Below are 26,990 nucleotides of genomic sequence, written 5' to 3'. Positions count from 1 at the left end.
CACAAAGATGATACAGATAGCAGATACAATTATTTCAGAAGATATTATTGAAAATGATTTTGTATGCAACCTAAATGCTTGTAAAGGTGCTTGTTGTATAGAAGGCGATGCAGGTGCCCCAGTGGATGAGAATGAGTTGGAAATAATGGAACAAATATATCCTGCCGTAGCACCATATCTTACAGAAGAAGGGCGTGCCGCTATTGATGCTCAAGGTGTTTATATAAAAGGTAGTGATGGTGAATGGGAAACTCCACTGATAAACGGGGGTGAATGTGCTTATGTGATTAGAAATGAAAAAGGTTGGGCACTATGTGCTATAGAACAAGCCTATAACGATAAGAAAATCGGTTGGAAAAAACCTATATCCTGCCATTTATACCCTATAAGATTACAAGAATACACCTCATTCACAGCTGCTAATTACCACCGCTGGCACCCTATATGCGATGATGCCTGCACTTTGGGGAAAGAATTGCAAGTGCCTATCTACAAGTTTGTAAAAGAGGCACTTATAAGGAAATTTGGCAGCCAATGGTATGAGGAATTGGAGCTGATAGCGGCTCATTTGAAAGATAAAAAAATAAAGAAATAAAATAGTAAAAATATTTTTTGCGTTATCAAGAAAAAGTTGTATATTTGTAAAATAATTGTTGAAGAGGAAAAAACACAACATAAGAATTTAGATATAAAATGACAAAAGATGATTTACATAGTGCTCTAAAACATTATTTTGGTTTTGAATCGTTTAAAGGGCACCAGGAAGAAATTATTACCAGCGTAATTAACAAAGAAAATACTTTTGTGATTATGCCTACAGGGGGTGGTAAATCATTATGTTACCAACTACCTGCATTGGTGTTAGAGGGTACCGCTATTGTTATTTCGCCACTTATAGCATTGATGAAGAATCAGGTAGATGCTATGAGAGGTATTTCATCAACGGATAGTATTGCTCACGTGCTTAACTCATCGCTCACTAAAAATGAGATACGTGAGGTAATGGAAGATATTAGCAATGGGAAAACGAAACTACTATACGTAGCTCCTGAATCGCTTATAAAAGAAGAATATGCTAATTTTTTGAAGACAGTACCTATTTCATTTGTGGCTGTTGATGAGGCGCATTGTATTTCGGAATGGGGGCACGATTTCAGGCCTGAATATCGCAATATAAAAACTATTATAGAACGATTGGGTACTAATATACCCATAGTAGCCCTTACAGCAACTGCAACGCCTAAAGTGCAAGAAGATATATTGAAAAACTTGGCAATGACTGATGCAAATGTTTTTAAATCATCATTCAACCGTCCTAATTTGTATTACGAGGTACGCCCCAAAACTAAAAATGTAGATGCTGATATTATTCGTTTTGTAAAACAAAATCCAAAAAAATCGGGGATTATTTACTGTTTAAGTAGAAAAAAGGTAGAGGAGCTAACGCAAACTCTGCAAGTAAATGGTATTTCGGCAGTTCCGTATCACGCTGGATTAGATGCCAAAACACGTGCTAAACATCAGGATATGTTCTTGATGGAAGAAGTGGATGTAGTAGTGGCTACCATTGCTTTTGGTATGGGGATTGATAAACCTGATGTGCGCTTTGTAATACACCACGACATTCCTAAAAGTATAGAAAGTTACTATCAAGAAACAGGACGCGCAGGGCGTGATGGTGGCGAAGGTCATTGCTTGGCTTTCTATTCGTATAAAGATGTAGAGAAATTAGAAAAATTTATGATAGGCAAGCCTATTGCCGAACAGGAAATAGGTCAGGCATTACTGCAAGATATTGTGGCATATGCTGAAACTTCAAGCTCACGCCGCAAGTTTATTTTACATTACTTTGGCGAAGAATTTGACGAAGTGAATGGCGAGGGTGCCGATATGGACGACAATGTTCGCTTCCCCAAAGAAAAGAAAGAGGCAAAAGATGATGTAGTGAAATTACTAAATGTAATTATTGCTACTAAGCAGAAATTTAAAGCTAAGGAGATAGTAAACACTCTTATTGGTAAGGTTAGTGCATTGATTAAGGCTCATCGCATTGATGAACAAGAGTTTTTTGGAATAGGTAAAGATAAAGATGATGCTTATTGGATGGCACTATTGCGACAGGTAATGGTAAATGGGCTTATCCGTAAAGATATTGAAACCTATGGTGTTATGTTTATTACTGATAAGGGTAAAGAATTTTTAGTAGAGGTACCTTCTTTTATGATGACTGAAGACCATACTTTTGAGGAAGAACCTGATGAGAGTAATAACAATACTGTTTCGGTAGCAGACCCAGTGCTACTTGAGATGCTAAAGGATTTGCGTAAGAAAGTAGCTAAACAAAAAGGGGTACCGCCGTTTGTAGTGTTTCAAGACCCTTCGTTGGAAGATATGGCATTGAAATATCCTATTACTATTCAGGAGCTTACTAATGTACACGGAATAGGAGAAGGTAAGGCTAAAAAATATGGTGGTGAGTTTGTTAAACTTATAGCACGCTATGTGGAAGAGAATGAGATAGTGCGTGCTGAGGATTTGATAGTGAAAACTACAGGTTCTAACTCTTCACTAAAATTGTTCATTATTCAGAATATAGATAGGAAACTGCCCTTGCCTGATATTGCACAAGCTAAGGGATTGGAAATGGACGAATTTTTAAAGGAAATGGAACAGATAGTATATAGTGGTACAAAGCTAAATATAGATTATTGGGTGAATGAGATTTTTGATGAAGAGCAGCAAGAAGAGTTACACGAATATTTTATGGAGGCTGAGAGCGATAAAATATCACTTGCCTCAAAAGAGTTTGCAGGCGATTACGAAGACGATGAATTGCGGATATATCGTTTAAAATTTATCAGTGAAATGGCTAATTAACAGGAGTGGATAGAAAAAAATATTATATATAAATATCTAATAGATAGATAGTTAATAAAAATAGATAAAAAAATAAGAAAAAAAGTTGCTAAAAAATTTGCAGGTAATGAAAAAAGTAGTACCTTTGCAACCGCAAATGAGACAAAACAAGTTCTTAAACATATAGTGGGAGAGGTGCCGGAGTGGTAACGGAGCAGATTGCTAATCTGTCGGCGGGTAACCGTCGCCTGGGTTCGAGTCCCAGTCTCTCCGCATCTTTTTATAAAAAGGCTGTTAATTATTCGGGGCGTAGCGTAGTCCGGTCATCGCGCCTGGTTTGGGACCAGGAGGTCGCAGGTTCGAATCCTGCCGCCCCGACTAAAAATAATATTTCATTAATGTTTCTTGATGAGTTGCATTATTGGAATATTTTTTTTGGAGTATAGGGGGTCACGTAGCTCAGCTGGATAGAGCATCTGCCTTCTAAGCAGACGGTCACAGGTTCGAATCCTGTCGTGATCACGAGAATTTGTTTCATTTTGTATTAAAATTTATGTTCAGAATAACGCAGAGTAATAGCTCTGCGTTATTTTGTTTTTGTAGATTAAAATTATTTTGTACTTTTGCAGTGTGCGGCATAATATTTGTACAATGAAAATATTGAAAAAAATAATTAATATATGGAACAAAGAACTGCAGTAGATATCAGCAAGATAAACGAAAAGATTGAGAAAGAAAGTGCATTTATAGATGTACTTACTGCCGAAATGAATAAAGTTATTGTTGGGCAAAAACATATGGTAAACGCATTGCTCATTGGGCTTTTAGGTAAAGGACATATTCTTTTAGAAGGGGTGCCTGGATTGGCTAAAACGCTCTCTATCAATACGCTTGCAAAATCGGTACACGGGTCATTTAGCAGAATTCAGTTTACTCCTGATTTGTTGCCTGCCGATGTGATTGGTACAATGACTTATAACATTAAACAGAATGAGTTTTCTATAAAGAAAGGTCCTATTTTTGCTAACTTTGTATTGGCAGATGAGATAAATCGAGCTCCTGCTAAAGTACAATCTGCTTTGTTGGAAGCTATGCAGGAACGCCAAGTAACCATTGGAGACTCTACTTTTAAACTTGATACTCCTTTTATGGTAATGGCTACTCAAAACCCTGTAGAACAGGAGGGAACTTATCCCCTACCCGAAGCTCAGGTAGACCGTTTTATGCTGAAAACGGTGATAGATTACCCTAAACTGGACGAAGAACAGCAAATTATGAGGGATAACCTTAGTAATTCTTATGCGGTAGTGAATCAGACAGTGAGCTTGGAGCAAATATTATCGGCACAAGCTGCGGTAAGAGAAGTGTATATGGATGAGAAGATTGAAAAATATATCTTAGAGATTGTTTTTGCTACACGTTATCCTGAAAAATATAATTTGGCAGACCTTAAACCTCTTATTAACTTTGGGGCTTCACCTCGTGGTACTATCAACTTGGCTATGGCTGCTAAATGTTATGCTTTTATCAAAAGGCGTGGATACGTGATTCCTGAAGATGTACGTGCTGTAGTATTTGATGTATTACGTCATCGTATTGGTATTACTTATGAAGCAGAAGCTGAAAATATCACTTCGGTAGAACTTATCCATAAAATAGTAAATACAATTGAAGTACCATAGCCGTTAATCATTAACAATTAACATTATAGGAATGGCTTATACATTAAAAATAACATTAGATGGTTCTTCCAAGCCTATTATTTGGAGACGGGTAAAGGTGAATAGCAATCTCACTTTTAAAACACTACATTATGTGATACAGTCTCTTTTCTTGTGGGAAAATTCTCATTTGTATCAGTTTTATAAATCTTCTCGTAACGAACAACGACTTTTTATAAAAACTGTGGAGGACTTGGAGATGGGAAAAGAAATGGGGTATGTTCCTGATGATGAAGATGATGATTTTGACCCTAACGATCCGCTATCGGTATTAATGCATTCGCGAAAAGATATTTACAAGGAAGCAGAAACTACTTTACTTTCAGATGTTTTGAAAAAAGAAAAAGATTATATTATTTACGAATATGATTTTGGAGATTCGTGGGAGCATAAGGTTGTGCTAGAAGCTATTGATGAGGAGACTTTGTTATACCCTGTTTGTTTGAAAGGTAAAGGATGTCCTCCGCCCGAAAATTGTGGGGGAATATGGGGGTATTATGAAATGTTGGAAGTATTAGAAACTAAAAAGCCTAAAGCTGATTATAATAACTATAAACAGTGGCTTACTGAAATAGGCTATGAATTGCCTTGGGACAGAGATGCTTTTGACATTGAACGTATAAATGAAGACCTCATAAGCGATGCTCAGAATAACTATGAGTTTTATAATTGGCAACTAAAGTAATAACATTAGTATTATAATTTGTTTTGGACACAAAAGAGTTACTAAAAAAAGTACGTAAAATAGAGATAAAGACGCGCAAGCTCTCTGATCATATTTTTGGAGGAGAGTATCACTCTACTTTCAAAGGGCGTGGTATGACCTTTAGTGAGGTGCGTCCGTATCAGTTTGGTGATGATATTCGGAATATAGATTGGAACGTAACTGCGCGCTACAACGAGCCTTTTGTGAAAGTATTTGAGGAGGAACGTGAACTTACATTGATGCTAATGGTAGATGTAAGTGGGAGCGAGCTCTTTGGTACAAAAGAAGAGTTTAAAAGTGAGATTATCACCGAAATTGCAGCTACATTGGCATTTTCTGCACTTCAGAACAATGATAAGACAGGCTTAATTCTTTTCTCTGACCAAATAGAGCTGTATATTCCTCCTAAAAAAGGAAAATCACACGTGTTGCGTATTATAAGAGAGCTTTTAGAATTTCAGCCTAAGAGTTTTAAAACAAATATAGGCGAAGCTTTACAATTCCTCAGCAGAGTGATGAAAAAACGGGCTATAGTGTTTATGTTGTCGGACTTTATGGATACGGGCTATGAGAAGCCCATACAGATAGCTGCAAAAAAACACGATATTACGGGTGTACGGGTTTATGATGCTCAAGAGGTAGAATTGCCTAATTTGGGCTATATAATGGTAAAAGATGCCGAAACAGGAGAGTTGATGCGAGTAAATACAGCTTCAGGACAGGTACGCAAGGAGTATGCTGCTTATTATCGTGAAACAGTGAATTATTTTGAGAGCTTGTGGCAGAAATCGGGGGCTGGTGTTGTAAGTTGCCGAAATGATGAGAGTTACACACAAAAATTGTTAGGTTACTTTAAGAGGCGATAAGATAATTAGCCAATAAAAAAGTAGGCTTATCTGCCAATAAAAAAACAGATTATAAAGAAAATGAAGCATTTATTGTATTGTATATTTTTATTAGTTTGCCCTATACTTTACGCTCAGGAAGTAAAGGTAGAAACTAATACCAAAAATATCAAAATAGGAGAACAAATCCACTATAAAATATCGGTAGAAAACTCTAATGGGAATGTAGTTACATTTCCTGAGGGGCAAACGTTTATGCCATTGGAGATGGTAAAAGCACGTGATACCGATACTATCCGCAATGGTGCAAGCTATACACTTATAAAAGAATACTACCTCACACAGTTTGACGAAGGAAAATACACCATTCCACGCCAAAGAGTGCGTATTAGTGATAAGGACTACTATCTTGATTCCTTACAAATAGAAGTGCACACTGTTGCCATAGATACCCTTAAACAGCCTCTGTATGAGATAAAACCTATTACAAATGTCGCTAAACCAACGAACTCTATGGCTTGGTTATGGTGGCTGTTGGGGGCTTTAGCAATAATTGCCTTATTATTTCTATCATACTTTTTTGTCTTCCGAAGAAAGAAACTTTCACCCGAAGAAAAGCGCAAAAAGCTCTTACCTTTTGACCGTGCTATTCAAGACCTCAAAGAGTTACAAAACTCTAAGTACCTCATAGAATCAAAACACAAGGAATATTACACTCGTCTGACCGATATTGTAAAGGAATATTTAGAAGATGAAGTGCATATTTTGGCTAAGGAAAGTACTACCGATGAACTGCTCACTAAAATCAATCTACTGCAAAGTGAGGGAAAACTAAACCTTTCGCAAGAAACCATTCTCAACTTAAAGCGTGTATTACAAAATGCCGACTTAGTGAAGTTTGCCAAAAGTAAGCCCTCTGATAATAACGCAGAGTATGACCGTGAAACCATTGAGAATGTAGTGATAAAAACCAAAGAGGCTATCCCTACAGAAGTTGTAGAGGGGCAGCCTATCAATGATAATTTTACACTTGAAATAATAAAAATAGCTGAGCGCCGCAAAAAGCACAATCGTTATGCGGTTATAGGAACTATTTGCTTTATACTGCTGATACCGCTCTTTATAATAGCCTACAATCAGCTGTCAGATAGCTATCTAAACGACTATAAAAAACTAAATAATCAAGAATGGGTTACCAGTGATTACGGTTATCCTATTACCGAACTTACTACCCCAGAGGTACTTATCCGTAAGCAAATTGTAGATGTAGCCGAATACAAGTCGCTCATAGGTAGCCAGCAAACGTTCTATTGGGGTAGTCTCAATGCTCCTTTGTATATAATGACCAACATTATTACATTCAAAAAAGAGACGCAAAACACTGCCCAACAAGGAGCGCAACAAGAGCTTACTTTAGACCCTCAGAAGGTAAATGAAATCGTACTCTCGCAGTTAGACAAAGCAGGAGCTAAAAACATTACTACCTTGCAAGAAGAATACACCTCCGCTACAGGTGCCAAAGGTATAAAAGTATACGGCAAGATGACAATCCCCGATGTAAAAGGAAATAGTTTCATAGCCTCTTATGAACTTTATAGCTTTACAGAGAACAATGCCTTGCAGCAACTGCTCATTACTTATGTAGATAATCCTCAAGCCGAAGCCATAGCTCAAAGGGTAGTAGGCTCAATAGTTTTCAAAACCGAATAATACATCAATATAGAATTACTAAAATGTTCAAGAATATTATATTTGCTCACCCCCAGTTCTTTTGGCTTTTATTACTACTGCCATTGATGATATTATGGCATTTCTTTTGGGATAAAAAGTCAAAACCCAGCGTTACCATCTCCTCCACCGTAGCTTTCAAAAGAGCAAAAAGCCTCTACAATCAGCTTTACCACCTGCTATTCTTGCTCAGGATAATAGCCGTAACCCTACTAATCATAGCCTTAGCACGCCCCCAAACGCGCTCAGAAAGTGCAAAAACCAAGATAACCGAAGGCATAGATATAGTAATGGCTATTGACGTATCAGCAAGTATGCTATCGCAAGACCTTAAACCCAACCGCTTCGAAGCCCTCAAGAAAGTAGCTTCTCAATTCGTAAAAGACCGTCCTAATGACCGTATCGGACTCGTAATTTACGCAGGCGAAAGCTATACCAAAACCCCCGTAACTAGCGATAAAAGCATTATCCTCAACGCCCTTTCTGAACTCACTTACGGGCAAATAGAAGATGGTACAGCTATCGGTATGGGATTAGCCACTGCCGTAAATCGGCTAAAAGAAAGCAAAGCCAAAAGCCGTGTCATTATCCTTCTCACCGATGGTGTTAATAATACAGGATTTATAGACCCTCAAACGGCAGCCGAACTCGCTGCTGAATACGGCATCAAGGTATATACCGTAGGTATCGGTACCAACGGAATGGCACTTTCACCTTACGCCCTTAATATAGACGGAAGCATCATTTACCGAATGCAACAAGTAGATATTGATGAGCCACTAATGAAGAAAATAGCAAAAACCACCAACGGACGCTATTTCCGTGCTACTAATAACCAAAAACTACAACAAATTTACGATGAAATCAATCAAATGGAAACTACCAAAGTAGAAGAATTTAAGTACACCGAAGTAGATGAAAAATTCCGATTATGGGTACTTATTGCAGGTGTATTACTGCTATTAGAGTTCCTACTCAAGCATACTTTATTCAGAAATGAAGTCTAATAAATAAGAACCTTACAAACAAAAAAAGCGATAGCCACTAAACAGCTATCGCTTTTTTATGCCTATAAAACATGCTTATGAGCACGATATGATGAGCGTACCAGCGCACCACTCTCCACGTGTCGGAAGCCCAAGCTCATACCTATCTCCTTATATTTAGCAAACTGGTCAGGCGTTACAAAAGCCCTTACAGGCAAGTGTCGCTTGCTTGGCTGCAAGTATTGTCCTATTGTTACAATATCCACCTTAGCCTCTTTCAGGTCGTGAAGTGTCTCAATTACCTCCTCTTCCCTTTCGCCTAAGCCCAGCATAATCCCCGATTTAGTGCGATTAGCACCATTCTCTTTCAAGTAGCGCAACACACCCAAGCTGCGGTCGTATTTCGCTTGTATTCGCACCTCGCGAGTAAGGCGGCGCACCGTCTCCATATTGTGCGAGATAATCTCAGGAGCTGCACCCAAAATACGGTTCAAATTACGCTCCACACCCTGAAAATCAGGTATAAGCGTCTCCATAGTTGTCTGCGGATTCATACGCCTTACAGCTCTTACCGTTTCAGCCCATATAATACTCCCCATATCTTTCAGGTCATCTCTGTCCACCGAGGTAAGTACAGCGTGCTTAATATTCATCAGTTTGATAGAGCGTGCCACCTTCTCTGGCTCTTCCCAGTCCAGTGATTCTGGTCGTCCCGTCTTTACACCACAAAAACCACACGAGCGAGTACATATATTCCCCAGAATCATAAAAGTAGCCGTACCCTCACCCCAGCATTCGCCCATATTAGGGCAGCTGCCCGAAGTACAAATCGTATGTAAGTTATATTTATCTACTACATTCCGTAATTCGGTGTATTTCTTCCCTGTAGGAAGCTTTACCCGTATCCAATCTGGCTTAGTAGCAACAGTTTCTACATTCATCTTCTATTTGTTGTATCTTTAAAAAACGACACAAAAGTACAACTTTTTTATAAACTAACAATACCTCTCTATAAAAAAAGTCCTAAAATCCCCTTGCCACATCATCACCTCGTGGGTCTGCTCCTCCTTCCAATTTACCATCTTTATCCACCAAAATAGCATCTACCCTGCCTATAATCACAAAGTTCTCCTCTTTTGTTACATACCCCTTCGCCTTTAGCTGGCTTATCACCTCAGGAGCAAAGCCCTTAGGCTCAAACATCACATCATCAGGAAGCCACTGATGATGAAAACGAGGTTGGCTTACCGACTCCTGCATCGTCATTCCATACTCAAATACATTCAGCATACACTGCAATACCGAAGTAATAATCGTAGAGCCCCCAGGTGTACCTATTACCATTCGTAGCTTCCCATTCTCCTCTACAATCGTAGGCGCCATAGAGCTCAGCATACGTTTATGAGGCGCAATAGCATTCTTTTCAGAGCCCACTAGCCCGTAAGTATTAGGCTCACCTGGCTTAATACTAAAGTCGTCCATTTGGTTATTTAGGAAAAAACCGCCTCCTTTCACATACACTTTAGAGCCGTAGTTGGTGTTCAGCGTAGTAGTTACAGCCACCGCATTGCCAAAACTATCCACTATAGAGTAATGCGTAGTCTCATCACTCTCATACCCCACTATAGTACCCTGCCTAATCTCGCTCGATTTGCTCGCCTTATCCCACGAAAAACTATCCATACGCCCCTTTAAATACTCCGCCGATAGCAGCTCCTCTACAGGCACTTTCACAAAGTCAGGATCACCCATATAGTAAGCGCGGTCAGCATATGCACGCCTTTCAGCCTCCACAAGTAGCTGGATATACTCCACCCCATTATGCGCATATTGCTCAATATGGTAAGGCTCTACACTCTTGAGTATCTGCGCGAGGCAAATACCCCCACTCGAAGGCAGTGGCATAGAGCTCACCGTATAGTTTTTATAGTTAAATGTAATAGGTTTGCGCCATTGCGAATGATAGCCTTTCAAGTCCTCTAGTGAGAGTATTCCCCCCAGCTCCTGCACATAATTCACTATTCGTTTCGCCGTTTCACCCTCGTAAAACTCAGCCCTACCGTTATCTCTAATGCGTTCCAAAGTCTGCGCCAGCTCCTCATATTTAAAACGCTCGCCCGCCTTCCAACCATTCTCAAACGGCGTAACGTAGTTATTAGCCTTTTTTATCAGCTCCACATTCTTATTCATATAAAAATCAGCCTGTAAAGGTGTAATAACCACCCCATTACGAGCCAAATCAATAGCAGGCTGAATCAGCTCCGCCATCGGTAGCTTGCCAAAGCGTTCGTGCACGGCAAATAACCCATCAATCGTACCAGGCACCCCAATAGCCAAAGCCCCCAGCGTACTCTTGTCGGCAATTACCTTGCCGTCTTTGTCCAAATACATATCTCTATGTGCCTTCGCAGGAGCCTTTTCGCGGTAGTCCAACGCCCCCTTTTCGCCATCAGCCAAGCGGTACACCATAAAACCACCCCCGCCAATGTTCCCCGCATTCGGGTAACTCACCGCCAAAGCCAGCTCCGTAGCCACCATTGCATCAAAGGCATTGCCACCCTTTTGCAATATTGCCAAGCCTATTTGCGCAGCCTCCTCCTTAGCACACACCACCATAGCATGCTCTGCCACCAATCCCTTAGTAACCACAGTATCAGCTACTTTATCGCTATTTGTACGGTTGCAGCCCATTGTCAAAATAAGCCCAACAACCCCTAAAAACAATCTCTTAACCATTAGTATAATATCAATTTAAAAGTTTGATGCAAAGATACAAAAAAATAATGAATAATGATTAATATGCAATGATTAATGTTTAATGCAAATTCTTAATTCATAATTCAAAATTACCTCCCACCTATCTCATAAAAAACTTAACAAAAAATTAACATTAACCATTTGGTTAATACAATCGGTTAGCGTACCTTTGTACCCGAAATCAAACAGTTAATAACTAATAATGGATACAAATACCGAAGAACGCATCAAGCAAGCTGCCCGCAAAGTATTTCATCAAAAAGGCTATGCCGCAACACGTACCCGCGACATCGCCGAAGAAGCCAATATCAACCACGCTATGCTTAACTATTATTTTCGTAGCAAAGAAAAACTATTTGAAATCGTAATGATGGAAACAATGGCACAATTCTTCAAAGGAGTAGGTATCATACTCAATGATGAAAACACCTCCTTAGAAGAAAAAATAGAGCGTGTAGTGGCTAATTATATCGATTTACTCTTAGAAGAACCCGAATTACCCACCTTTATACTTAATGAAGTACGCCCCAATCCACAATTCTTTGTAGAACAAACTCCTATAAACGAAGCCCTTACTCACTCAGTATTCGCCCGTCAGTATGCCCAAGCCGTAATTCAAGGAATAGTAACCGAGCCTAATCTAATGCACACTATTCTCAACGTTATCGGATTGGTGATATTCCCTTTCGTTGCTAAGCCTATGCTAAGCGCAATTACCAACCTACCCGAAGAGCAATACAAAGCCTTAATGATCCAGCGCAAAACCCTTATTCCTCAATGGATTAAGACGATATTGTTCCTACCTAAAACGGGTGATTAGTAGGGCATATATTTTTTTATTCATACCCTAACCAAATGGTTAAACGTATTGTATAACATAAACAACAATTACATATGAAGTTCATAACATCACTTCTGCTCTTTCCAATCATAGGTATCGCACAACAAACGATAACCCTGAATGATTGTTACCAACTTTCCCAAGAGAATTACCCAACAATCCAAAAGCTTGATTTGCTCACCAAAACCGAAGCTTACACCCTTGCCAATGCCAACCGTGCCTACCTCCCACAGTTTTCTATCTTGGGGCAAGCCACCTATCAGTCCGAAGTAACCGACCTTTCCAAGTCTGTTGCAGGCGTACTCCCCTTGCTACCCAACATCTCTTTACCCACTATTGATAAACAGCAATACAAAGTAGTAGGTGAAGTCAGCCAACTCCTCTATGGTGGGGGTACCATTCGCAGTCAAAAGGCTATTGCCAAAGCACAAACTGCCGTCCAAATCCAAGCAGTCGAAACACAGTTGTATACCATTAAGCAACGCGTGAGCAACCTATATTTCGGAATACTCCTTATCGAAGCGCAACGCACTCAAAACCAACTTAATATAGAAACCCTACAATCACAACTCAACAAAGCCGAAGTAGCCCTACAAAACGGCACCACACTGCCCAGCAATGTAGCCGAGCTCAAAGCCGAAATCCTACGAGTAACAATGCAATCTACTGAATATGAAGCCACACAAGCCTCCTACCTGCAAATGCTATCCATCTTCATAGGAAAAGAACTCACCAGCGCCACCCAGCTCACACTACCTGCATCCGAGTTAGCAAGTAAGCCTCTATCCAGCGAAAACCTACGCCCCGAACTCAAAGCATTTCAGCTACAAGAGTCGCTGCTCAAAACCCAAGAAAAACAGCTCAATAGCGAATATATGCCCAAGTTAAGCGCGTTTTTCCAAGGCGGATATGGGCGTCCTACACTCAATATACTTAATAACCAAGCCGATTTCTACTACATCACAGGCGTCCGTTTGCAGTGGAACCTAAGCCCTCTGTACAACTTGTCCAGCAAAAAGAATATATTCCGCCTAAGCCGCGAAAGTCTCTTGGCAGACCGCGATGCCTTTTTGCGCAACACCCAACTCGACCTTACTCAGCAGTCCGAGCAGCTCAAAAAGCTACAAAAGCTGATAGAGCAAGACAAAGAGAATGTAGCCCTACACCAAAGCATTACCCAAGCCGCCCAAGTGCAGTTAGATAATGGTGTTATTACCACCCACGAATACCTCCAAAAAATCAATGCCCAGCACCTCGCCCAGCAAACCCTACAACTACACCAAATACAACTACTACAAGCCCAAGAAAACCAAAAACTAATACTTAATGATTAATTAACAATGAAAAAAATAACTCTTATCACCGCTCTTGCAGCCCTTATCGCCTGCAATCACAAAAACAATTTCGATGCCTCAGGCAACTTTATAGCCGATGAAGTCATCGTTTCAGCCCAACAAAACGGGCAACTTATCTCCTATAACGTCCAAGAAGGACAAACCCTCACCGAAGGACAAAAAGTAGGACAAATAAACACCGAAGTGCTACAACTGCAAAAACAGCAAGTAGAAGCCACTATCGCCACACTCAAAAACAAAACCCTAAACCCCGATGATCAAGCCGCACTCATACGAAGCCAGTACGAAGTACAAAAAGCTCAGTTAGAACAACAACAGCACGAACTAAGCCGTGTAAAACAACTCGTAGCAGGAGGAGCCGCCACACAAAAGCAGTTAGATGACCTCACCGCCGTAGTTAGCCAGCTCCAAAAGCAACTCACCGTAACACAAAACCAGCTCAAAGCAAGCCTCACCAATATCAACACTCAGAACAACAGCATATTAAGCCAAGAAGTCCCCTTGCAAAAGAATGCCGAAGCCGTACAAGCACAAATTAATCAAGGAGAGATTATCAACCCTACTACCGGCACAGTACTTGTCAATTACGCCCTCAAAGGCGAAATGCAAACCTACGGAAAGCCACTTTATAAGATAGCCAATACCGATACCCTCACCCTCAAAGCCTACATCACCGGCAACCAACTGCCACAAATCAAGTTAGGACAAGCCGTTACCGTCCACACCGATGCCGCAGAAGGCGGGCAGCACACCTACAAAGGAGAAATAACCTACATCGCCAGCAAAGCCGAATTTACCCCCAAAACCATACAGACCAAAGATGAACGCGCCAACCTCGTCTACGCCATCAAAGTCAAAGTAAAGAACGATGGCTACATAAAGATAGGAATGTACGGCGAAGTACTGTTTCATTAATAGATATTTTTTCTGCTTATTAGGCAATCGTTAGATGTTTGTACTTTGGTGATCTTTCGCGCTTATCCTTCGCTTATCCTTCGCTCATCCTTCGCTCATCCTTCGCTGTTCTTTCGGTGTAAGTATATTCAATGTAGAGGGTAGGTATAGAAGAAGAAAAATCTAAAATGATGTAATAAAAACAAATTTGTATATTTGCATTCCTTTAGGATATAACTTTTTTAATAAATGTTTTTATGAGTGATTTAGTACTATATGATGCAGCTGTAAAGGTTATAAAGACAGCTATACTACAAGGACAATACGAAGCCGCAAAGGATGTGAACCGTGTGCAGCTTGTTCTATATTTTTCTATTGGTAAATATTTATCTAAGCACACGCGCAATCGTAGTTGGGGAGAGGGAGCATTAGTTGCTATCAGTGAGCAACTTCGCAAAGAGCTTCCTGGACTTCGAGGTTTTTCTGGAACTCAAATGAAGGATATGAGGCGCTTTTATGAGGCGTGGGAAATACTTGATGCTAATTTAGCAGTTACTACTGCTGAATTAGAAAAGAGTAATTCGACGGTCGCGACCGTCGAATTGTTATCTTCTGATAATGAGATAGATATATTTCATACGATGCAAATTAGCAACGTTACAGAATTTCCAGTAGAAGATTTTTTTAAAGTGCCTTTTACTCATCACTCTATCATTATAGGCGGAACAAAGGATGTACGGGAACGCTATTATTATATACATCGTACAGCAGAAGAGCATCTTGGTATAAGGAAACTACGTCAATTAATAAAAGAAGATGCTTATAAAAGTCAAGGATATATGCCTAGTAATTTCGCGAGGACTATTAACGACCCTATAGAAGCACGTCGCGCTGTAGAGATGTTTAAAGACGAGTATTTGCTTGATTTTATTAATGTGGAAGAGATAGGACAACGTGAAAGTATTGATGTAGATGAGCGTGTAGTAGAGCAAAAAATTGTGCAGAATATCAAAAACTTCATTATGACTTTTGGTCGTGATTTTGCTTTTATTGGCAATCAATACCATTTGGAAATCTATGGAGTAGAACAATTTCCTGATTTGCTTTTTTTCAATAGAGAATTAAACGCTATGGTAGTGGTAGAATTGAAATTAGGAGAGTTTAAAACCTCTTATTTAGGACAGCTTTTTGGTTATCTACAAATACTTGATGACCACGTACGTAAGCCACACGAAAACTCCTCTATAGGTATTGTACTTTGCCAAACAGCTAACCATTCTTACGCCCAGTATGCCGTACGTGATTATACAAAGCCAATGGGAGTAGCTACCTATAAAACTTTGGACGATATGCCTGAAAAACTGCGTAAGGCTTTACCCGATGTAAATAAAATGATAGAAATTTTAAAAAAGAAAGGATAATTGTTTCAGGATTACCCCCCTAAACAGCCTTTTTTAATTCGGCGGTCGCGACCGTCGAAACTCTAACGAAGTCAAAAATAAATAAGTTTATTGCCGAATTAACTAATTGGCTAATCTATTAATTTAATGATTACATCAGTGTCCATTTGCCTTTGAAAAAAGGTTAATCACCACCACCCCAGCGATGATAAGCAAAGAACCCAGTACAAAAGGCAAGTCTATTTTGTTCTTAAAAACAAGAATACTCACGACAGCTGTCAGTACAATCCCCACCCCCGACCAGATAGCGTAGGCTACCCCCAACGGAATATTCTTGAGGGCTAAGGATAAAAAGTAAAAACAAACACCATAAGACAACAGCGAGCCTACGGCAAACAACCACTTGGTAAACCCTTCCGATTTACCTAAAAGAGCGGTGGCTAAGACCTCTAAAACAATCGCTAAAGTGAGGTATAGGTAATGCATATAAGTATAGTATCTAAATTCGTGGCAAAAATATAACAATTTTACTGAAGATGAAATTAAAACTCATAGAACACATAAAGCTTGTAGCTCATTTGCAAAACCGACAAATTGACAAATCAGAAAAATGAATAGTATTACCCAGCAATTGGGCTAACTGTACTAAAATACTTCCTAAAAGTATTATAATGTGGATACTTATACTTTTATTGTGGTTAGGTACAAGAAGAAAGAAGAAAAATAAAACCTTTATACTATGATTTACATTGAACAATATCAAACCCTTACTTCTATTCCCGAAAAACTCAACAGTGGGGATAAACTTATGACTCTTACCGAGGAAGGACTCTCGGTAAAGAACACAAAAACAAGTAAAGAGTACTTTATCAAAGGGGATGTGCTCCATTACGAAGAATCTCTAAATCACACCTATTTATGGTGTACCCTATACAATGAGAATGAGACTTTTACTCTTATGGCTATTGATGAAAATGGTAAAACTATAGCCTCATTGGAGATGGAAGACCCTTTTGGTGCAGCGAGTTTATGGCTTACCCATCTGCCTAAAGAAAATGAAGTAACTATTTCCTTATTAGATGGTGCAGGTTGGTCAGAAAGTTACTATATTGCTTTAGAAGGTAATGAACTGAGAATCTATCAAAAACTGCCTGATAGCTACATATATATGTTTCCTCTTGGCAATCGTTCCCTTCTTACTAACTTTGATGACGGACTGATGTTAGCTTCCTATCCCGATTTTGAGATACTAAAAGAAAAACAACTCTCTGATACTGACGGTGAAGGTATACTTAATATATGGCAAGTAGACGAGCATTTTGGTATTTTCTCCAGTACACAAGGAATATGGTATGCCTTTAGTTTAGATACCCTTGAGATTATTAGTGAATGCGTGATAAAAGGTTATGAACCTATTACTGAGGGAGAATACTATTACTCACACATTGCAGCTCTTATTCCAACACCTGATAAGTTCCTTTTCGAGCATTGGAGTTACCGAGATAAAGAAGAAGAAAGCCAATGGTTCGCTGTGGATAAAGCTTATTTATCTACCCTTATCCAAAAATACCTAAACTAATTGCTAGCGCGAGCCTGTGGCTCGTGCCTACCAAGAACAGAGCTTGTAGCTCATTGATAAATCAACAAATCAAAAAATGACAAGCATAGATATACAAAATCTCACCAAGTCCTACGGTACTACCCAAGCCGTCCAAAACCTCTCCTTACAAGTAGAGAAAGGCGAACTATTTGGGCTCATCGGTCCAGATGGCGCAGGCAAAACCACCGTCTTCCGTATGCTCACTACCCTCCTATTGCCTGATGAGGGTACAGCAACCATCGAGGGTTGGGACATCGTCCGCGATTACAAACAAATCCGCAACTGTGTGGGCTATATGCCTGGGCGCTTCTCCCTATACCAAGACCTTACCGTGCAAGAAAACCTACAATTCTTCGCCACCGTCTTTGGCACAACCATAGAGCAGAACTACCCCCTTATTAAGGATATTTACGAGCAGATAAAGCCCTTCTGCAATCGCAGAGCAGGCAAACTTTCAGGCGGAATGAAGCAAAAGTTAGCCCTATGCTGCGCCCTCATACACAAGCCCAAAGTGCTTTTTTTAGACGAACCCACCACCGGCGTAGATGTAGTTTCGCGCAAAGAATTCTGGCAAATGCTCGCCAAGCTCAAAGAGCAAGGCATCAGTATACTCGTTTCCACCCCTTATATGGACGAAGCCAGCCTATGTGACCGCATAGCCCTAATACAATCAGGCAAAGTACTATCCACCAGCACCCCTGCGCAAATTATCGCCGATTACCCCACAACACTCTATGCTGTCAAGGCTCCCGACCTGTACGCACTGCTCCAACACCTGCGCCAAAAGCCCGAAATAGATAGTTGTTACCCCTTTGGCGAGTATTTGCACCTTACCCTCAAAGAAGACACCAATATAACCTTATTCCAGCAGCAGCTGAAAACTACCTTCCCCCACCTCGATTGGCAGCCCATCACCCCCACCATCGAGGACAGTTTTATCCGCCTAATGGAGGAAAAAGGGAATATATAAATTCTGAACCAAATCTTTAGCAAAGTTGAAATTAAAAAAGATAAACAATGAGCAAAATATGGAAAAATATTGTTGCTGAAACACAAGAAGAGGTAAAAGCAACCTTTAGTGAAGTATATGCTTCCTTAGATTTTGGAGCTTATATAGCCCCACAAGATTATTTTGTGTCTTATATTTTCGAGACAGAAGAAGCTTTAAATAAAGCAAAAGAGATAGGATTATTACAAAAAATAAGCAATTATCACAAACAATTACTACGCAAAAAGGAATACCCGGAAGAAGGTATAAAAGACTGTACTTTCGCCTCTCAAGAAGATTGTGATAAAGAATATAACGGAAATTGGTATTATTATTATAAATAAAAAGCACTCCTTCAATCGCTATCAATCCCCTTTATAAGTTGTCCCCTTTGGGATTGTTGGCAGTTGCCGAGTAAGTGAGAGGGGGCAATTTACTAATTTTCACATTTACTAATTTGCTAATTAATAAGATGACAGCCATAGAATGTAACAACCTCACTAAGCAGTTCGGCGACTTCAAAGCCGTAAACAACATTTCTCTTACTGTTGAAAAAGGCGAAATCTTCGGCTTCCTTGGTGCCAATGGCGCGGGCAAAACCACTGCCATACGCATCTTCTGCGGACTTTCCTATCCCACCTCAGGGCAGGCGCGTGTAGCAGGCTTCGATGTTTATACACAGCAAGAGCAGATAAAGAAGCACATCGGTTATATGAGTCAGAAGTTCTCGTTGTATGACAATCTCACCGTACAGGAAAACATCACCTTTTACGGGGGCGTCTATGGATTGAGTCGCAAGGAAATCAAAACCCGCAGTGCTCACCTTATCACCAAGCTCGGCTTGCAGGCAGAAGCCAATAAACTCGTAGGGTCGCTACCGCTGGGCTGGAAGCAGAAGCTCGCCTTTTCGGTAGCTATCTTCCACCGTCCCGAAATTGTGTTCTTAGATGAGCCTACCGGTGGTGTAGACCCTATCACACGTCGTCAGTTTTGGGATATGATATACGAAGCCTCCGCGCAAGGCATCACCGTATTTGTCACCACCCATTATATGGACGAAGCCGAGTACTGCAACCGCATCAGTATAATGGTCGATGGCAAAGTAGCAGCCTTAGATACCCCCACCCACCTCAAAAAACAATACAACACCCATTCAATGGACGAAGTTTTCTATCAGCTCGCCCGCAATGCAAAACGCAATGAATAACCCCGTGTAGGGGCGAATGGCAATTCGCCCTTTAATCCCTAAGAACCTAATTACAAACCCAATGAAACAGCTTATAGCCTTTATACGCAAGGAATTCTATCACGTATTCCGAGACCGCCGCACCTTGCTGATACTCTTCGGTATTCCCATAGCCCAAATACTCCTATTTGGTCAAGCCCTCAGCAGCGAGGTCAAGAACATCTCAATCGCAGTCCTCGACAAGGCGCACAACACCTATACACAGCAAATCCAAACGCAAGTCGCTGCAAGTCCTTATTTCAAGGTGAAAGAGCCCTTGCTCAATTACGATGAAATAGAAACCCAATTCAAGCGAGGCACACTCAAAGCCGCACTTCTCTTCCCTCCTGATTTTGGTAAAGACCTATACACGCCCCAAGGCACTACCCTACAACTCATCACCGATGGAGCTGACCCCAATACCGCCAAAACGGTAGAAAACTACCTCAATGCCATATTGCTCAGCTACCAGCAAACACTCAACCCTACGGCGCAACCTTCTTATCAGATAGTGGTAGAAAACCGAATGCTGTACAACCCAGCCCAAAATGGTTCGATGAACTTCGTTCCTGGGGTGATAGCACTCGTCTTTATGATAGTAAGCACTGCCCTCACCTCAGTAGCAGTTGTGCGCGAAAAAGAATTAGGAACTATGGAAATCCTTTTAGTATCCCCCTTCAACCCCCTAAAAATACTCATAGCCAAAGCCACTCCCTACCTGATACTCTCGCTTATCAACTTTACTGTGATACTCTTACTCTCGGCTTATATGCTCGAAGTACCGGTGCGAGGCAATTTGCTACTGCTTTATGCCGAAAGTACTCTGTTCATCATCATCTGTCTATCTTTGGGGCTACTTATATCCACCATAACAGCCTCACAACAAACGGCGATGCTCATCTCAATGATGGGGTTAATGCTCCCCACCGCCTTCTTTACAGGCTTTATGTTCCCCATAGAGAATATGCCCCTTGTTTTTCAAGGAATATCCAAAGTCTTCCCTTCCAGCTATTATTATAGTATCGTAAAAAAAGTAATGCTTAAAGGGCTCAGTTTTGGTTATGTATGGCAAGAAACCCTAATTCTTATCACAATGGCAATCCTATTTCTAAGCCTTGCAATGAAAAAGTTCAAAGTCCGTTTAGAATAAGTTAGTGTTTAGTTGTGAGTTCAAAGCAGTGAGTCCTCAGCCACTACCGCAATTTTCCCTCCAAACCCTAATGTAAAACTTTCAAACCCTAATGTCAAACTTTCAACCCCTAATGTCAAACAACTAAACACTAACCTCTAATGAATACATTAAGCTTTATCCTCCAAAAAGAATTTAAACAGATATTCCGAGATAAAACCATCTTGGCAATGATGTTTATAGCACCAATAATGCAGTTCATCATACTGCCACAAGTAGCTAATTTTGATGTGAAGAACATCAACCTCGTGTATATAGACCACGACCAGAGCCCCTATTCGCAACAGCTATTACAGAAGATAACCGCCTCGGGTTATTTCCGCCTTATCAGTGCCCCTTTCACTTATGCCGAAGGTATTACGTATATAGAAAAAGGCAAAGCCGATGTAGTAGTAGAAATCCCTACCGATTTTGAGCGCAATCTCGTGCGCGAAGGGCGCCAGTCCATAGGCGTATCGATAGATGCTATCAACGGCAGCAAGTCCAGCTTAGGAGGAGCCTATTTGGCACAAGTAATACGCGATTTCAACCAACAGTTGGCTATCAATATCAAAGCCCCCAAACCTCTTGCTCGTACAGCCCAAATAACAATGGCAAGCACCTCTTGGTACAACCCACTGATGCAGTACAAATACTACATTGTGCCCGGCATATTAGCCATATTGCTCACCATTATAGGCGGTTTCTTATCGGCACTGAATGTGGTTAAAGAAAAAGAAATAGGCACCATAGAGCAGATAAACGTAACGCCTATCAAGAAGTGGCAATTCATTTTAGGCAAGCTCATACCCTTTTGGGTATTAGGTACGCTGCTTTTCACCTTGGGGCTTACCCTGATGTATGTAGTTTATGGCATCGCCCCAGCGGGAAGTTTGCTCACCCTATACACCTTTGCTGCAATGTATCTTATTGCCATTCTTGGCTTTGGGCTGCTGGTTTCCACCTTTGCCAATTCGCAGTTGCAAGCAATGTTTATCGCCTATTTCTTTATAATGATATTCCTGCTAATGAGCGGTTTCCTTACCAATATAGAGAGTATGCCCGCTTGGGCAATGACAGCATCGCAATTCATTCCCGTTACCCACTTTGTAAAAGCAATGCGCCAAATAGTCTTGAAAGGCAGTGCGCTATGGGAATTGAAGGCAGAGCTATTATACCTTATGGGCTTCGCAGTAGCGCTCAACAGCTGGGCAATTTGGAATTATAAGAAAACAAGCTAATTTATCCTTCGCTTATCCTTCGCTCAACCTTCGCTTACCACAGGGGCAAAGCCGCACCAGCAAGCACTAAGCAAAGAAAACACATTAGCCAAAAAAATATTCGTCAAAAAAATTGTACAGAATAAAAAAAAAGCTGTATATTTGCACCATAAAAAAGAATTATCATTAAGTGTTAGTATGATTTTAGGTTAGAGAGGAGGCACAAGCCGTTTTTCTAACCTTTTTTATATGTAAATTGAGATTATGTACAAAACCATTATTCGCCCATTACTCTTTTCGCTCGACCCCGAAAAGGCGCACCATTTCACATTCAGCTATTTGAAATTCATACACAAAATACCCCTTGTGCCTGCCCTTATAAGAGCTATTTATAAGGTAGAACACCCCTCACTACACCGTGAGGTATTCGGCTTGCATTTCAAAAACCCCGTAGGATTAGCCGCAGGGCTGGACAAAGACGCCAAGCTATACCAAGAGCTCTCCAATTTAGGCTTCGGATTTATAGAGATAGGCACTATCACCCCTAAACCACAACCTGGCAATCCCCCCAAGCGGCTCTTCCGCCTAATAGACGACCAAGGTATCATCAATAGAATGGGCTTCAATAACGAAGGTGTAGAAGCAGCCGTAAAACGCCTTAAAAAGAATAAAAATGTGCTCATAGGTGGCAATATAGGTAAAAACAAAATTACCCCTAACGACCAAGCCGTGAATGACTATCTCATCTGTTTTGAACAGCTGTTTGATTACGTAGATTATTTTGTAGTGAATGTAAGTTCGCCCAATACCCCCAATTTGCGCACCTTACAAGAAAAAGAACCCCTACAACAGCTGCTCAGTACCCTACAACACAAAAACCACGAGCATCCCAAACCAAAGCCCATACTGCTAAAAATAGCCCCCGATTTAACCGATGAGCAACTATTAGATATTATTGAGATTGTACAAAATACCCACATCGCAGGTGTTATAGCCACCAATACCACCATTGGCAGACAGGGGCTACACTCGCCTGCACAAAACGAAACAGGTGGACTTAGTGGTAAGCCTTTAAGACAACGTGCCACCGAGGTAATCCGTTTTCTATCAGAAAAAAGTAACAAAGCCTTCCCAATTATAGGCGTAGGAGGTATTTTTAGCGAAGAGGATGCTATTGAAAAGCTGAACGCAGGAGCCTCACTGGTGCAGCTTTACACAGGCTTTATATACGAGGGTGCAGGACTTGTAAAACGCATCAACAAGCGATTGATAAGACAATAACCCCACCCTCTGCACAAATTGGCACAGCAATTGCAATATATATACCCAAGAAAGCATTTACATTAGTAAAATGCACAATATCAAACTAATAACTCAATAAAGCCAACAGTAACTAAAAAAAGCGACTGACATATTGGCATATCTTGATTCAATAAGACAATGAAAATAGAAAATTTTGACAGCTTAGTGATTAGCAATATGGATGAGAATGCAGAAATCATACCTCTTTTCCCAGAGGAAGATGAGCAAGAAGTATCACAACAAGCAATCCCACAGATACTTCCCATATTACCACTAAGAAATACCGTGTTATTTCCAGGAGTAGTAGCCCCTATCAACATAGGGCGTGATGCCTCGTTGCAGCTGATGAATGACGCTAATGACACCGATAAAACCATAGGTATAGTAGCACAATTAAATGAAGATACCGAAAACCCCACAAGTAATGACCTTTACAAGCTGGGAACAGTAGCCCGTATCTTGCGTATATTCAAGCTTCCCGATGGCAATGCTACTATTATCATACAAGGCAAAAAACGCTTTCAGATAGACCATATTGTAGAAGAAAAACCCTATATAAAAGCCGCTATTACCGAAGTAGCCGATATAAAACCCGAACCCAACGACAAGGAGTTTGAAGCCACTATCGAGTCGGTAAGAGAAATGGCTATCAAGATTATCCAAGAAAACCCCAATCTCCCTTCGGAAGCAGCCTTTGCTATCCGAAACATCAACAGCGATGCTTTCCTAATAAACTTCATATCAGCCAATATGAATGCTACAGTATTGGAAAAACAAGCAGTATTGGAAATAGATGAGCTTAAGGAACGCGCTACAGAGGTATTGAAATACTTGCATATAGATTTCCAAAGGCTTACGCTTCGCAACGAAGTGCAATCTAAAGCCCGTTTTGATATAGACAAGCAGCAGCGCGAGTACTTTTTGCAGCAGCAGATGCAAACCATTCAGAAAGAGTTGGGCGGAGCTTCATCAGAAGCCGAAATAGAAGAGCTACGCGCTAAAGCCAAAGATAAAAAATGGGACAAAAAGGTGAAAGACCTCTTTGAAAAGGAAATCACCAAAATGCAACGCACCAACCCCAATAGTCCTGATTATAGCATACAGCGCAATTACATAGAAACGCTTTTAGAGTTGCCTTGGAATGAATACTCTAAAGACAATTTTGACCTGAACCGCGCCCAAAAGATACTCGATAAAGCCCACTATGGCATAGATGAAGTAAAGCGCCGTATTATAGAATACTTAGCCGTACTAAAACTGCGCAACGATATGAAGTCGCCCATATTGTGCTTTTATGGTCCGCCAGGGGTAGGAAAAACCTCTTTAGGGCGTTCTATAGCCAAAGCACTCAACCGTGAATATGTGCGAATGTCATTAGGAGGCTTGCACGATGAAGCCGAAATACGCGGGCACCGCAAAACCTACATAGGGGCAATGCCAGGACGTATATTGCAGCTATTGAAAAAGGCAAAGACCTCCAACCCCGTATTTGTATTGGACGAGATAGATAAATTAGGCAATAATAATTACCACGGCGACCCCTCATCGGCAATGCTGGAGGTACTTGACCCCGAACAAAATAAGGAGTTTTATGACAACTTTTTAGAGATGGGTTATGACCTCTCTAAGGTATTGTTTATAGCCACTGCCAACGATTTATCTACCATACAGCCTGCCTTGCGCGACCGTATGGAGCTCATCAACGTAACGGGCTATACTATTGAAGAAAAAGCCGAAATAGCCAAACGACACCTCTTGCCCAAGCAGCTGAAAGAGCACGGAATGAAATCATCTGATATACAACTGGGTAGGAAAGAAATAGAGCGTATTATAGAAGGCTATACCCGCGAATCGGGGGTGCGCGCCTTGGAAAAAGAAATAGCCAAAGTGGTGCGCTACGGAGCTAAAAACTTGGCTATGGAAGAGGCTTACGACCCTAAAATATCTGTTGAAGATATAGAGAAAATATTGGGTGTACCGCATTTTGATCGTGATAAATACGAAGACAACGATGTGGCAGGTGTAGTAACAGGACTTGCTTGGACGAGTATGGGAGGTGAGATACTATTTATAGAATCGGCACTCTCTAAAGGCAAGGGGGTACTGAACATTACGGGCAACTTGGGGCAGGTGATGAAAGAATCGGCTACCATAGCCTTAGAATACATCAAAGCCAATGCCGAGCGCTATGACCTAAACCCTAAGCTCTTTGAAAACTACGATGTGCATATACACGTGCCAGAGGGTGCTACCCCCAAAGATGGGCCTAGCGCAGGGATTGCAATGCTCACTTCGCTAATGTCATTATTCACCCAAAAACGTGTGAAAAAGCACTTGGCAATGACCGGTGAGATTACCTTGCGTGGCAAGGTGTTACCTGTGGGCGGACTTAAAGAAAAGATATTGGCAGGAAAGCGTGCAGGCATCAAAGAATACATACTGAGCAAAGATAACAAAAAAGATATACAAGAAATAAAAGAAGAATACCTCAAAGGGCTTACCTTCCACTACGTAACCGATATGGAAGAGGTTGTGCGCTTGGCTATAACTTCGCAAGACGCAAAACATAAAAAAGTTTTTACCTTTGAATAATTATTTGTACCTTTGCCCCATTATAATAAAAAACGATGAAAGAAGAAGATATTTTAGGAGAGAATCATATAGCCACTTCGGCAGAAACGCCTTTAAGGGCTGATGCTTTTGAGAAAAGTGAGGCTGAAAAGATAACCGAAATAGAAGGACACGTGCGTGCTATATTACACACATTGGGTATGGATTTAACTGACGATAGCCTAAAAGGTACGCCCAAACGTGTAGCGAAGATGTTTGTAAAGGAGATATTTGGCGGCTTATTGCCAGAGCGCAGACCTTCGATGTCTACTTTTAACAACTCATATCACTACGGCGAAATGTTGGTAGAGAAAAACATAGTGGTTTATTCTACCTGCGAGCACCATTTATTACCTATAGTGGGGAGGGCACACGTGGGGTATATATCCAACGGAAAAGTGCTGGGACTATCTAAAATGAATCGTATTGTGGAATACTATGCCAAACGCCCCCAAGTACAAGAGCGCCTCACCCTGCAAATAGTGCAAGAGATGCAACGAGCTTTGGGTACTGAAGATGTAGCCTGCATTATTGATGCAAAACACCTATGCGTAAATTCGCGAGGGATAGAAGATATAGATAGCAGTACAGTAACGGCTGAATTTGGTGGAAAATTTAAAGACCCTGAAGTGAGAAAGGAGTTTTTAGAATACATCAAATTAGAAACGAGATTTCATTAGTGTAAATTTTTTTGTAGGATTTTATCCTTATGGGGTAAAATCCTATTTTTATTATAGAATAAGGGTATCGTGTGATAGCCAAGCCAGCGAATGTATAGCGCTGGGTAT

23 protein-coding genes and 3 tRNA genes are annotated in these 26,990 nt (G+C 40.7%); 23 read left to right on the top strand and 3 right to left on the bottom strand.

Going from position 1 to position 26,990, the window contains the following annotated elements:
* The first annotated feature begins 7 nt into the window (after positions 1-7).
* The 10 genes from J4N46_RS07835 (at position 8) to J4N46_RS07790 (ending at position 8,863) form a co-directional block, all read left to right on the top strand.
* Positions 8-595: a DUF3109 family protein gene (locus tag J4N46_RS07835; protein ID WP_009414607.1), complete on the top strand. Its 588-nt coding sequence runs from the start codon at positions 8-10 to the stop codon at positions 593-595.
* 98 nt (positions 596-693) lie between these two features.
* Positions 694-2,877: a DNA helicase RecQ gene (gene recQ / locus J4N46_RS07830; RefSeq protein WP_009414606.1), complete on the top strand. Its 2,184-nt coding sequence runs from the start codon at positions 694-696 to the stop codon at positions 2,875-2,877.
* Positions 2,878-3,045: 168 nt separating this feature from the next.
* Positions 3,046-3,129, top strand: a tRNA-Ser gene (locus J4N46_RS07825).
* 30 nt (positions 3,130-3,159) lie between these two features.
* Positions 3,160-3,234: transfer RNA gene (locus J4N46_RS07820), tRNA-Pro, on the top strand.
* Positions 3,235-3,304: 70 nt separating this feature from the next.
* Positions 3,305-3,378 (top strand) — tRNA-Arg (locus J4N46_RS07815).
* A gap of 158 nt (positions 3,379-3,536) precedes the next feature.
* Positions 3,537-4,538 carry an AAA family ATPase gene (locus J4N46_RS07810; RefSeq protein ID WP_009414605.1) on the top strand — a complete coding sequence of 334 codons (1,002 nt, stop codon included), beginning with the start codon at positions 3,537-3,539 and terminating at the stop codon, positions 4,536-4,538.
* A 31-nt stretch (positions 4,539-4,569) separates the two neighbouring features.
* The gene (locus J4N46_RS07805) at positions 4,570-5,262 is read left to right on the top strand and encodes a plasmid pRiA4b ORF-3 family protein (RefSeq protein WP_208058846.1); all 693 of its coding nucleotides are present in this window, start codon (positions 4,570-4,572) and stop codon (positions 5,260-5,262) included.
* Positions 5,263-5,285: 23 nt separating this feature from the next.
* Positions 5,286-6,149, top strand: a complete 864-nt coding sequence (locus J4N46_RS07800; protein ID WP_208058845.1) for a DUF58 domain-containing protein — start codon at positions 5,286-5,288, stop codon at positions 6,147-6,149.
* Positions 6,150-6,209: 60 nt separating this feature from the next.
* Complete coding sequence (locus tag J4N46_RS07795) at positions 6,210-7,838, top strand: BatD family protein (RefSeq protein WP_208058844.1); 1,629 nt, start codon at positions 6,210-6,212, stop codon at positions 7,836-7,838.
* 23 nt (positions 7,839-7,861) lie between these two features.
* Positions 7,862-8,863, top strand: coding sequence for a vWA domain-containing protein (locus J4N46_RS07790; RefSeq protein ID WP_208058843.1), 1,002 nt, complete (start codon positions 7,862-7,864; stop codon positions 8,861-8,863).
* 62 nt (positions 8,864-8,925) lie between these two features.
* Here J4N46_RS07790 and lipA read toward each other — a convergent pair whose 3' ends face one another.
* Together lipA and ggt are read right to left on the bottom strand one after the other, a co-directional pair.
* Positions 8,926-9,783, bottom strand: a complete 858-nt coding sequence (gene lipA, locus J4N46_RS07785) for a lipoyl synthase (RefSeq protein WP_009414600.1) — start codon at positions 9,781-9,783, stop codon at positions 8,926-8,928.
* 82 nt (positions 9,784-9,865) lie between these two features.
* A complete protein-coding gene (gene ggt, locus J4N46_RS07780; RefSeq protein ID WP_208058842.1) occupies positions 9,866-11,578 on the bottom strand; it encodes a gamma-glutamyltransferase in 1,713 nt (570 codons plus the stop codon).
* Between the two features lie 223 nt (positions 11,579-11,801).
* Between ggt and J4N46_RS07775 the strand changes: the two genes are divergently transcribed.
* The 4 genes from J4N46_RS07775 (at position 11,802) to J4N46_RS07760 (ending at position 16,110) form a co-directional block, all read left to right on the top strand.
* Positions 11,802-12,419: a TetR/AcrR family transcriptional regulator gene (locus J4N46_RS07775; RefSeq protein ID WP_208058841.1), complete on the top strand. Its 618-nt coding sequence runs from the start codon at positions 11,802-11,804 to the stop codon at positions 12,417-12,419.
* Positions 12,420-12,493: 74 nt separating this feature from the next.
* On the top strand, positions 12,494-13,774 hold the full coding sequence (locus tag J4N46_RS07770; protein ID WP_208058840.1) for a TolC family protein: 1,281 nt from the start codon (positions 12,494-12,496) through the stop codon (positions 13,772-13,774).
* Between the two features lie 6 nt (positions 13,775-13,780).
* The gene (locus J4N46_RS07765) at positions 13,781-14,710 is read left to right on the top strand and encodes an HlyD family secretion protein (protein WP_208058839.1); all 930 of its coding nucleotides are present in this window, start codon (positions 13,781-13,783) and stop codon (positions 14,708-14,710) included.
* A 236-nt stretch (positions 14,711-14,946) separates the two neighbouring features.
* Positions 14,947-16,110 (top strand): PDDEXK nuclease domain-containing protein, encoded by a 1,164-nt coding sequence (locus J4N46_RS07760; protein WP_208058838.1) that lies wholly within the window; start codon positions 14,947-14,949, stop codon positions 16,108-16,110.
* Positions 16,111-16,245: 135 nt separating this feature from the next.
* Here J4N46_RS07760 and J4N46_RS07755 read toward each other — a convergent pair whose 3' ends face one another.
* Entirely contained in the window at positions 16,246-16,575 is a 330-nt protein-coding gene (locus J4N46_RS07755; RefSeq protein ID WP_208058837.1) for a DMT family transporter, read from the bottom strand.
* A gap of 253 nt (positions 16,576-16,828) precedes the next feature.
* Here J4N46_RS07755 and J4N46_RS07750 point away from each other — a divergent pair, with 253 nt between their 5' ends.
* From J4N46_RS07750 to folE, 9 genes are all read left to right on the top strand, one after another.
* A complete protein-coding gene (locus J4N46_RS07750; RefSeq protein WP_208058836.1) occupies positions 16,829-17,668 on the top strand; it encodes a hypothetical protein in 840 nt (279 codons plus the stop codon).
* Between the two features lie 76 nt (positions 17,669-17,744).
* On the top strand, positions 17,745-18,659 hold the full coding sequence (locus J4N46_RS07745; RefSeq protein WP_208058835.1) for an ABC transporter ATP-binding protein: 915 nt from the start codon (positions 17,745-17,747) through the stop codon (positions 18,657-18,659).
* Positions 18,660-18,706: 47 nt separating this feature from the next.
* Positions 18,707-19,021 carry a hypothetical protein gene (locus J4N46_RS07740; protein ID WP_095900794.1) on the top strand — a complete coding sequence of 105 codons (315 nt, stop codon included), beginning with the start codon at positions 18,707-18,709 and terminating at the stop codon, positions 19,019-19,021.
* A 128-nt stretch (positions 19,022-19,149) separates the two neighbouring features.
* Positions 19,150-19,884 (top strand): ABC transporter ATP-binding protein, encoded by a 735-nt coding sequence (locus J4N46_RS07735; RefSeq protein ID WP_208058834.1) that lies wholly within the window; start codon positions 19,150-19,152, stop codon positions 19,882-19,884.
* A gap of 16 nt (positions 19,885-19,900) precedes the next feature.
* Complete coding sequence (locus J4N46_RS07730) at positions 19,901-21,052, top strand: ABC transporter permease (protein ID WP_208058833.1); 1,152 nt, start codon at positions 19,901-19,903, stop codon at positions 21,050-21,052.
* A 140-nt stretch (positions 21,053-21,192) separates the two neighbouring features.
* A complete protein-coding gene (locus tag J4N46_RS07725; protein WP_208058832.1) occupies positions 21,193-22,311 on the top strand; it encodes an ABC transporter permease in 1,119 nt (372 codons plus the stop codon).
* A gap of 243 nt (positions 22,312-22,554) precedes the next feature.
* Entirely contained in the window at positions 22,555-23,571 is a 1,017-nt protein-coding gene (locus J4N46_RS07720; RefSeq protein WP_208058831.1) for a quinone-dependent dihydroorotate dehydrogenase, read from the top strand.
* 159 nt (positions 23,572-23,730) lie between these two features.
* Positions 23,731-26,184 carry an endopeptidase La gene (gene lon, locus J4N46_RS07715; RefSeq protein WP_208058830.1) on the top strand — a complete coding sequence of 818 codons (2,454 nt, stop codon included), beginning with the start codon at positions 23,731-23,733 and terminating at the stop codon, positions 26,182-26,184.
* A gap of 35 nt (positions 26,185-26,219) precedes the next feature.
* Positions 26,220-26,882 (top strand): GTP cyclohydrolase I FolE, encoded by a 663-nt coding sequence (folE, locus tag J4N46_RS07710; RefSeq protein WP_009414588.1) that lies wholly within the window; start codon positions 26,220-26,222, stop codon positions 26,880-26,882.
* Positions 26,883-26,990 lie beyond the last annotated feature (108 nt).

It is taken from the genome of Capnocytophaga bilenii (genome assembly GCF_017565765.1).
Taxonomy (GTDB): Bacteria; Bacteroidota; Bacteroidia; order Flavobacteriales; family Flavobacteriaceae; genus Capnocytophaga; species Capnocytophaga bilenii.
This window is presented reverse-complemented; position numbering and strand designations above follow the sequence as displayed.

Coding starts and splice junctions, on each gene's coding strand:
- J4N46_RS07720 (WP_208058831.1), top strand. CDS start 22,555: ATGTACAAAACCATTATTCGCCCATTACTCTTTTCGCTCGACCCCGAA.
- J4N46_RS07770 (WP_208058840.1), top strand. CDS start 12,494: ATGAAGTTCATAACATCACTTCTGCTCTTTCCAATCATAGGTATCGCA.
- J4N46_RS07745 (WP_208058835.1), top strand. CDS start 17,745: ATGACAAGCATAGATATACAAAATCTCACCAAGTCCTACGGTACTACC.
- J4N46_RS07755 (WP_208058837.1), bottom strand. CDS start 16,575: ATGCATTACCTATACCTCACTTTAGCGATTGTTTTAGAGGTCTTAGCC.
- J4N46_RS07735 (WP_208058834.1), top strand. CDS start 19,150: ATGACAGCCATAGAATGTAACAACCTCACTAAGCAGTTCGGCGACTTC.
- J4N46_RS07790 (WP_208058843.1), top strand. CDS start 7,862: ATGTTCAAGAATATTATATTTGCTCACCCCCAGTTCTTTTGGCTTTTA.
- J4N46_RS07730 (WP_208058833.1), top strand. CDS start 19,901: ATGGCAATTCGCCCTTTAATCCCTAAGAACCTAATTACAAACCCAATG.
- ggt (WP_208058842.1), bottom strand. CDS start 11,578: ATGGTTAAGAGATTGTTTTTAGGGGTTGTTGGGCTTATTTTGACAATG.
- J4N46_RS07805 (WP_208058846.1), top strand. CDS start 4,570: ATGGCTTATACATTAAAAATAACATTAGATGGTTCTTCCAAGCCTATT.
- lon (WP_208058830.1), top strand. CDS start 23,731: ATGAAAATAGAAAATTTTGACAGCTTAGTGATTAGCAATATGGATGAG.
- J4N46_RS07835 (WP_009414607.1), top strand. CDS start 8: ATGATACAGATAGCAGATACAATTATTTCAGAAGATATTATTGAAAAT.
- recQ (WP_009414606.1), top strand. CDS start 694: ATGACAAAAGATGATTTACATAGTGCTCTAAAACATTATTTTGGTTTT.
- J4N46_RS07810 (WP_009414605.1), top strand. CDS start 3,537: ATGGAACAAAGAACTGCAGTAGATATCAGCAAGATAAACGAAAAGATT.
- J4N46_RS07795 (WP_208058844.1), top strand. CDS start 6,210: ATGAAGCATTTATTGTATTGTATATTTTTATTAGTTTGCCCTATACTT.
- J4N46_RS07725 (WP_208058832.1), top strand. CDS start 21,193: ATGAATACATTAAGCTTTATCCTCCAAAAAGAATTTAAACAGATATTC.
- J4N46_RS07740 (WP_095900794.1), top strand. CDS start 18,707: ATGAGCAAAATATGGAAAAATATTGTTGCTGAAACACAAGAAGAGGTA.
- J4N46_RS07775 (WP_208058841.1), top strand. CDS start 11,802: ATGGATACAAATACCGAAGAACGCATCAAGCAAGCTGCCCGCAAAGTA.
- J4N46_RS07765 (WP_208058839.1), top strand. CDS start 13,781: ATGAAAAAAATAACTCTTATCACCGCTCTTGCAGCCCTTATCGCCTGC.
- lipA (WP_009414600.1), bottom strand. CDS start 9,783: ATGAATGTAGAAACTGTTGCTACTAAGCCAGATTGGATACGGGTAAAG.
- J4N46_RS07760 (WP_208058838.1), top strand. CDS start 14,947: ATGAGTGATTTAGTACTATATGATGCAGCTGTAAAGGTTATAAAGACA.
- folE (WP_009414588.1), top strand. CDS start 26,220: ATGAAAGAAGAAGATATTTTAGGAGAGAATCATATAGCCACTTCGGCA.
- J4N46_RS07750 (WP_208058836.1), top strand. CDS start 16,829: ATGATTTACATTGAACAATATCAAACCCTTACTTCTATTCCCGAAAAA.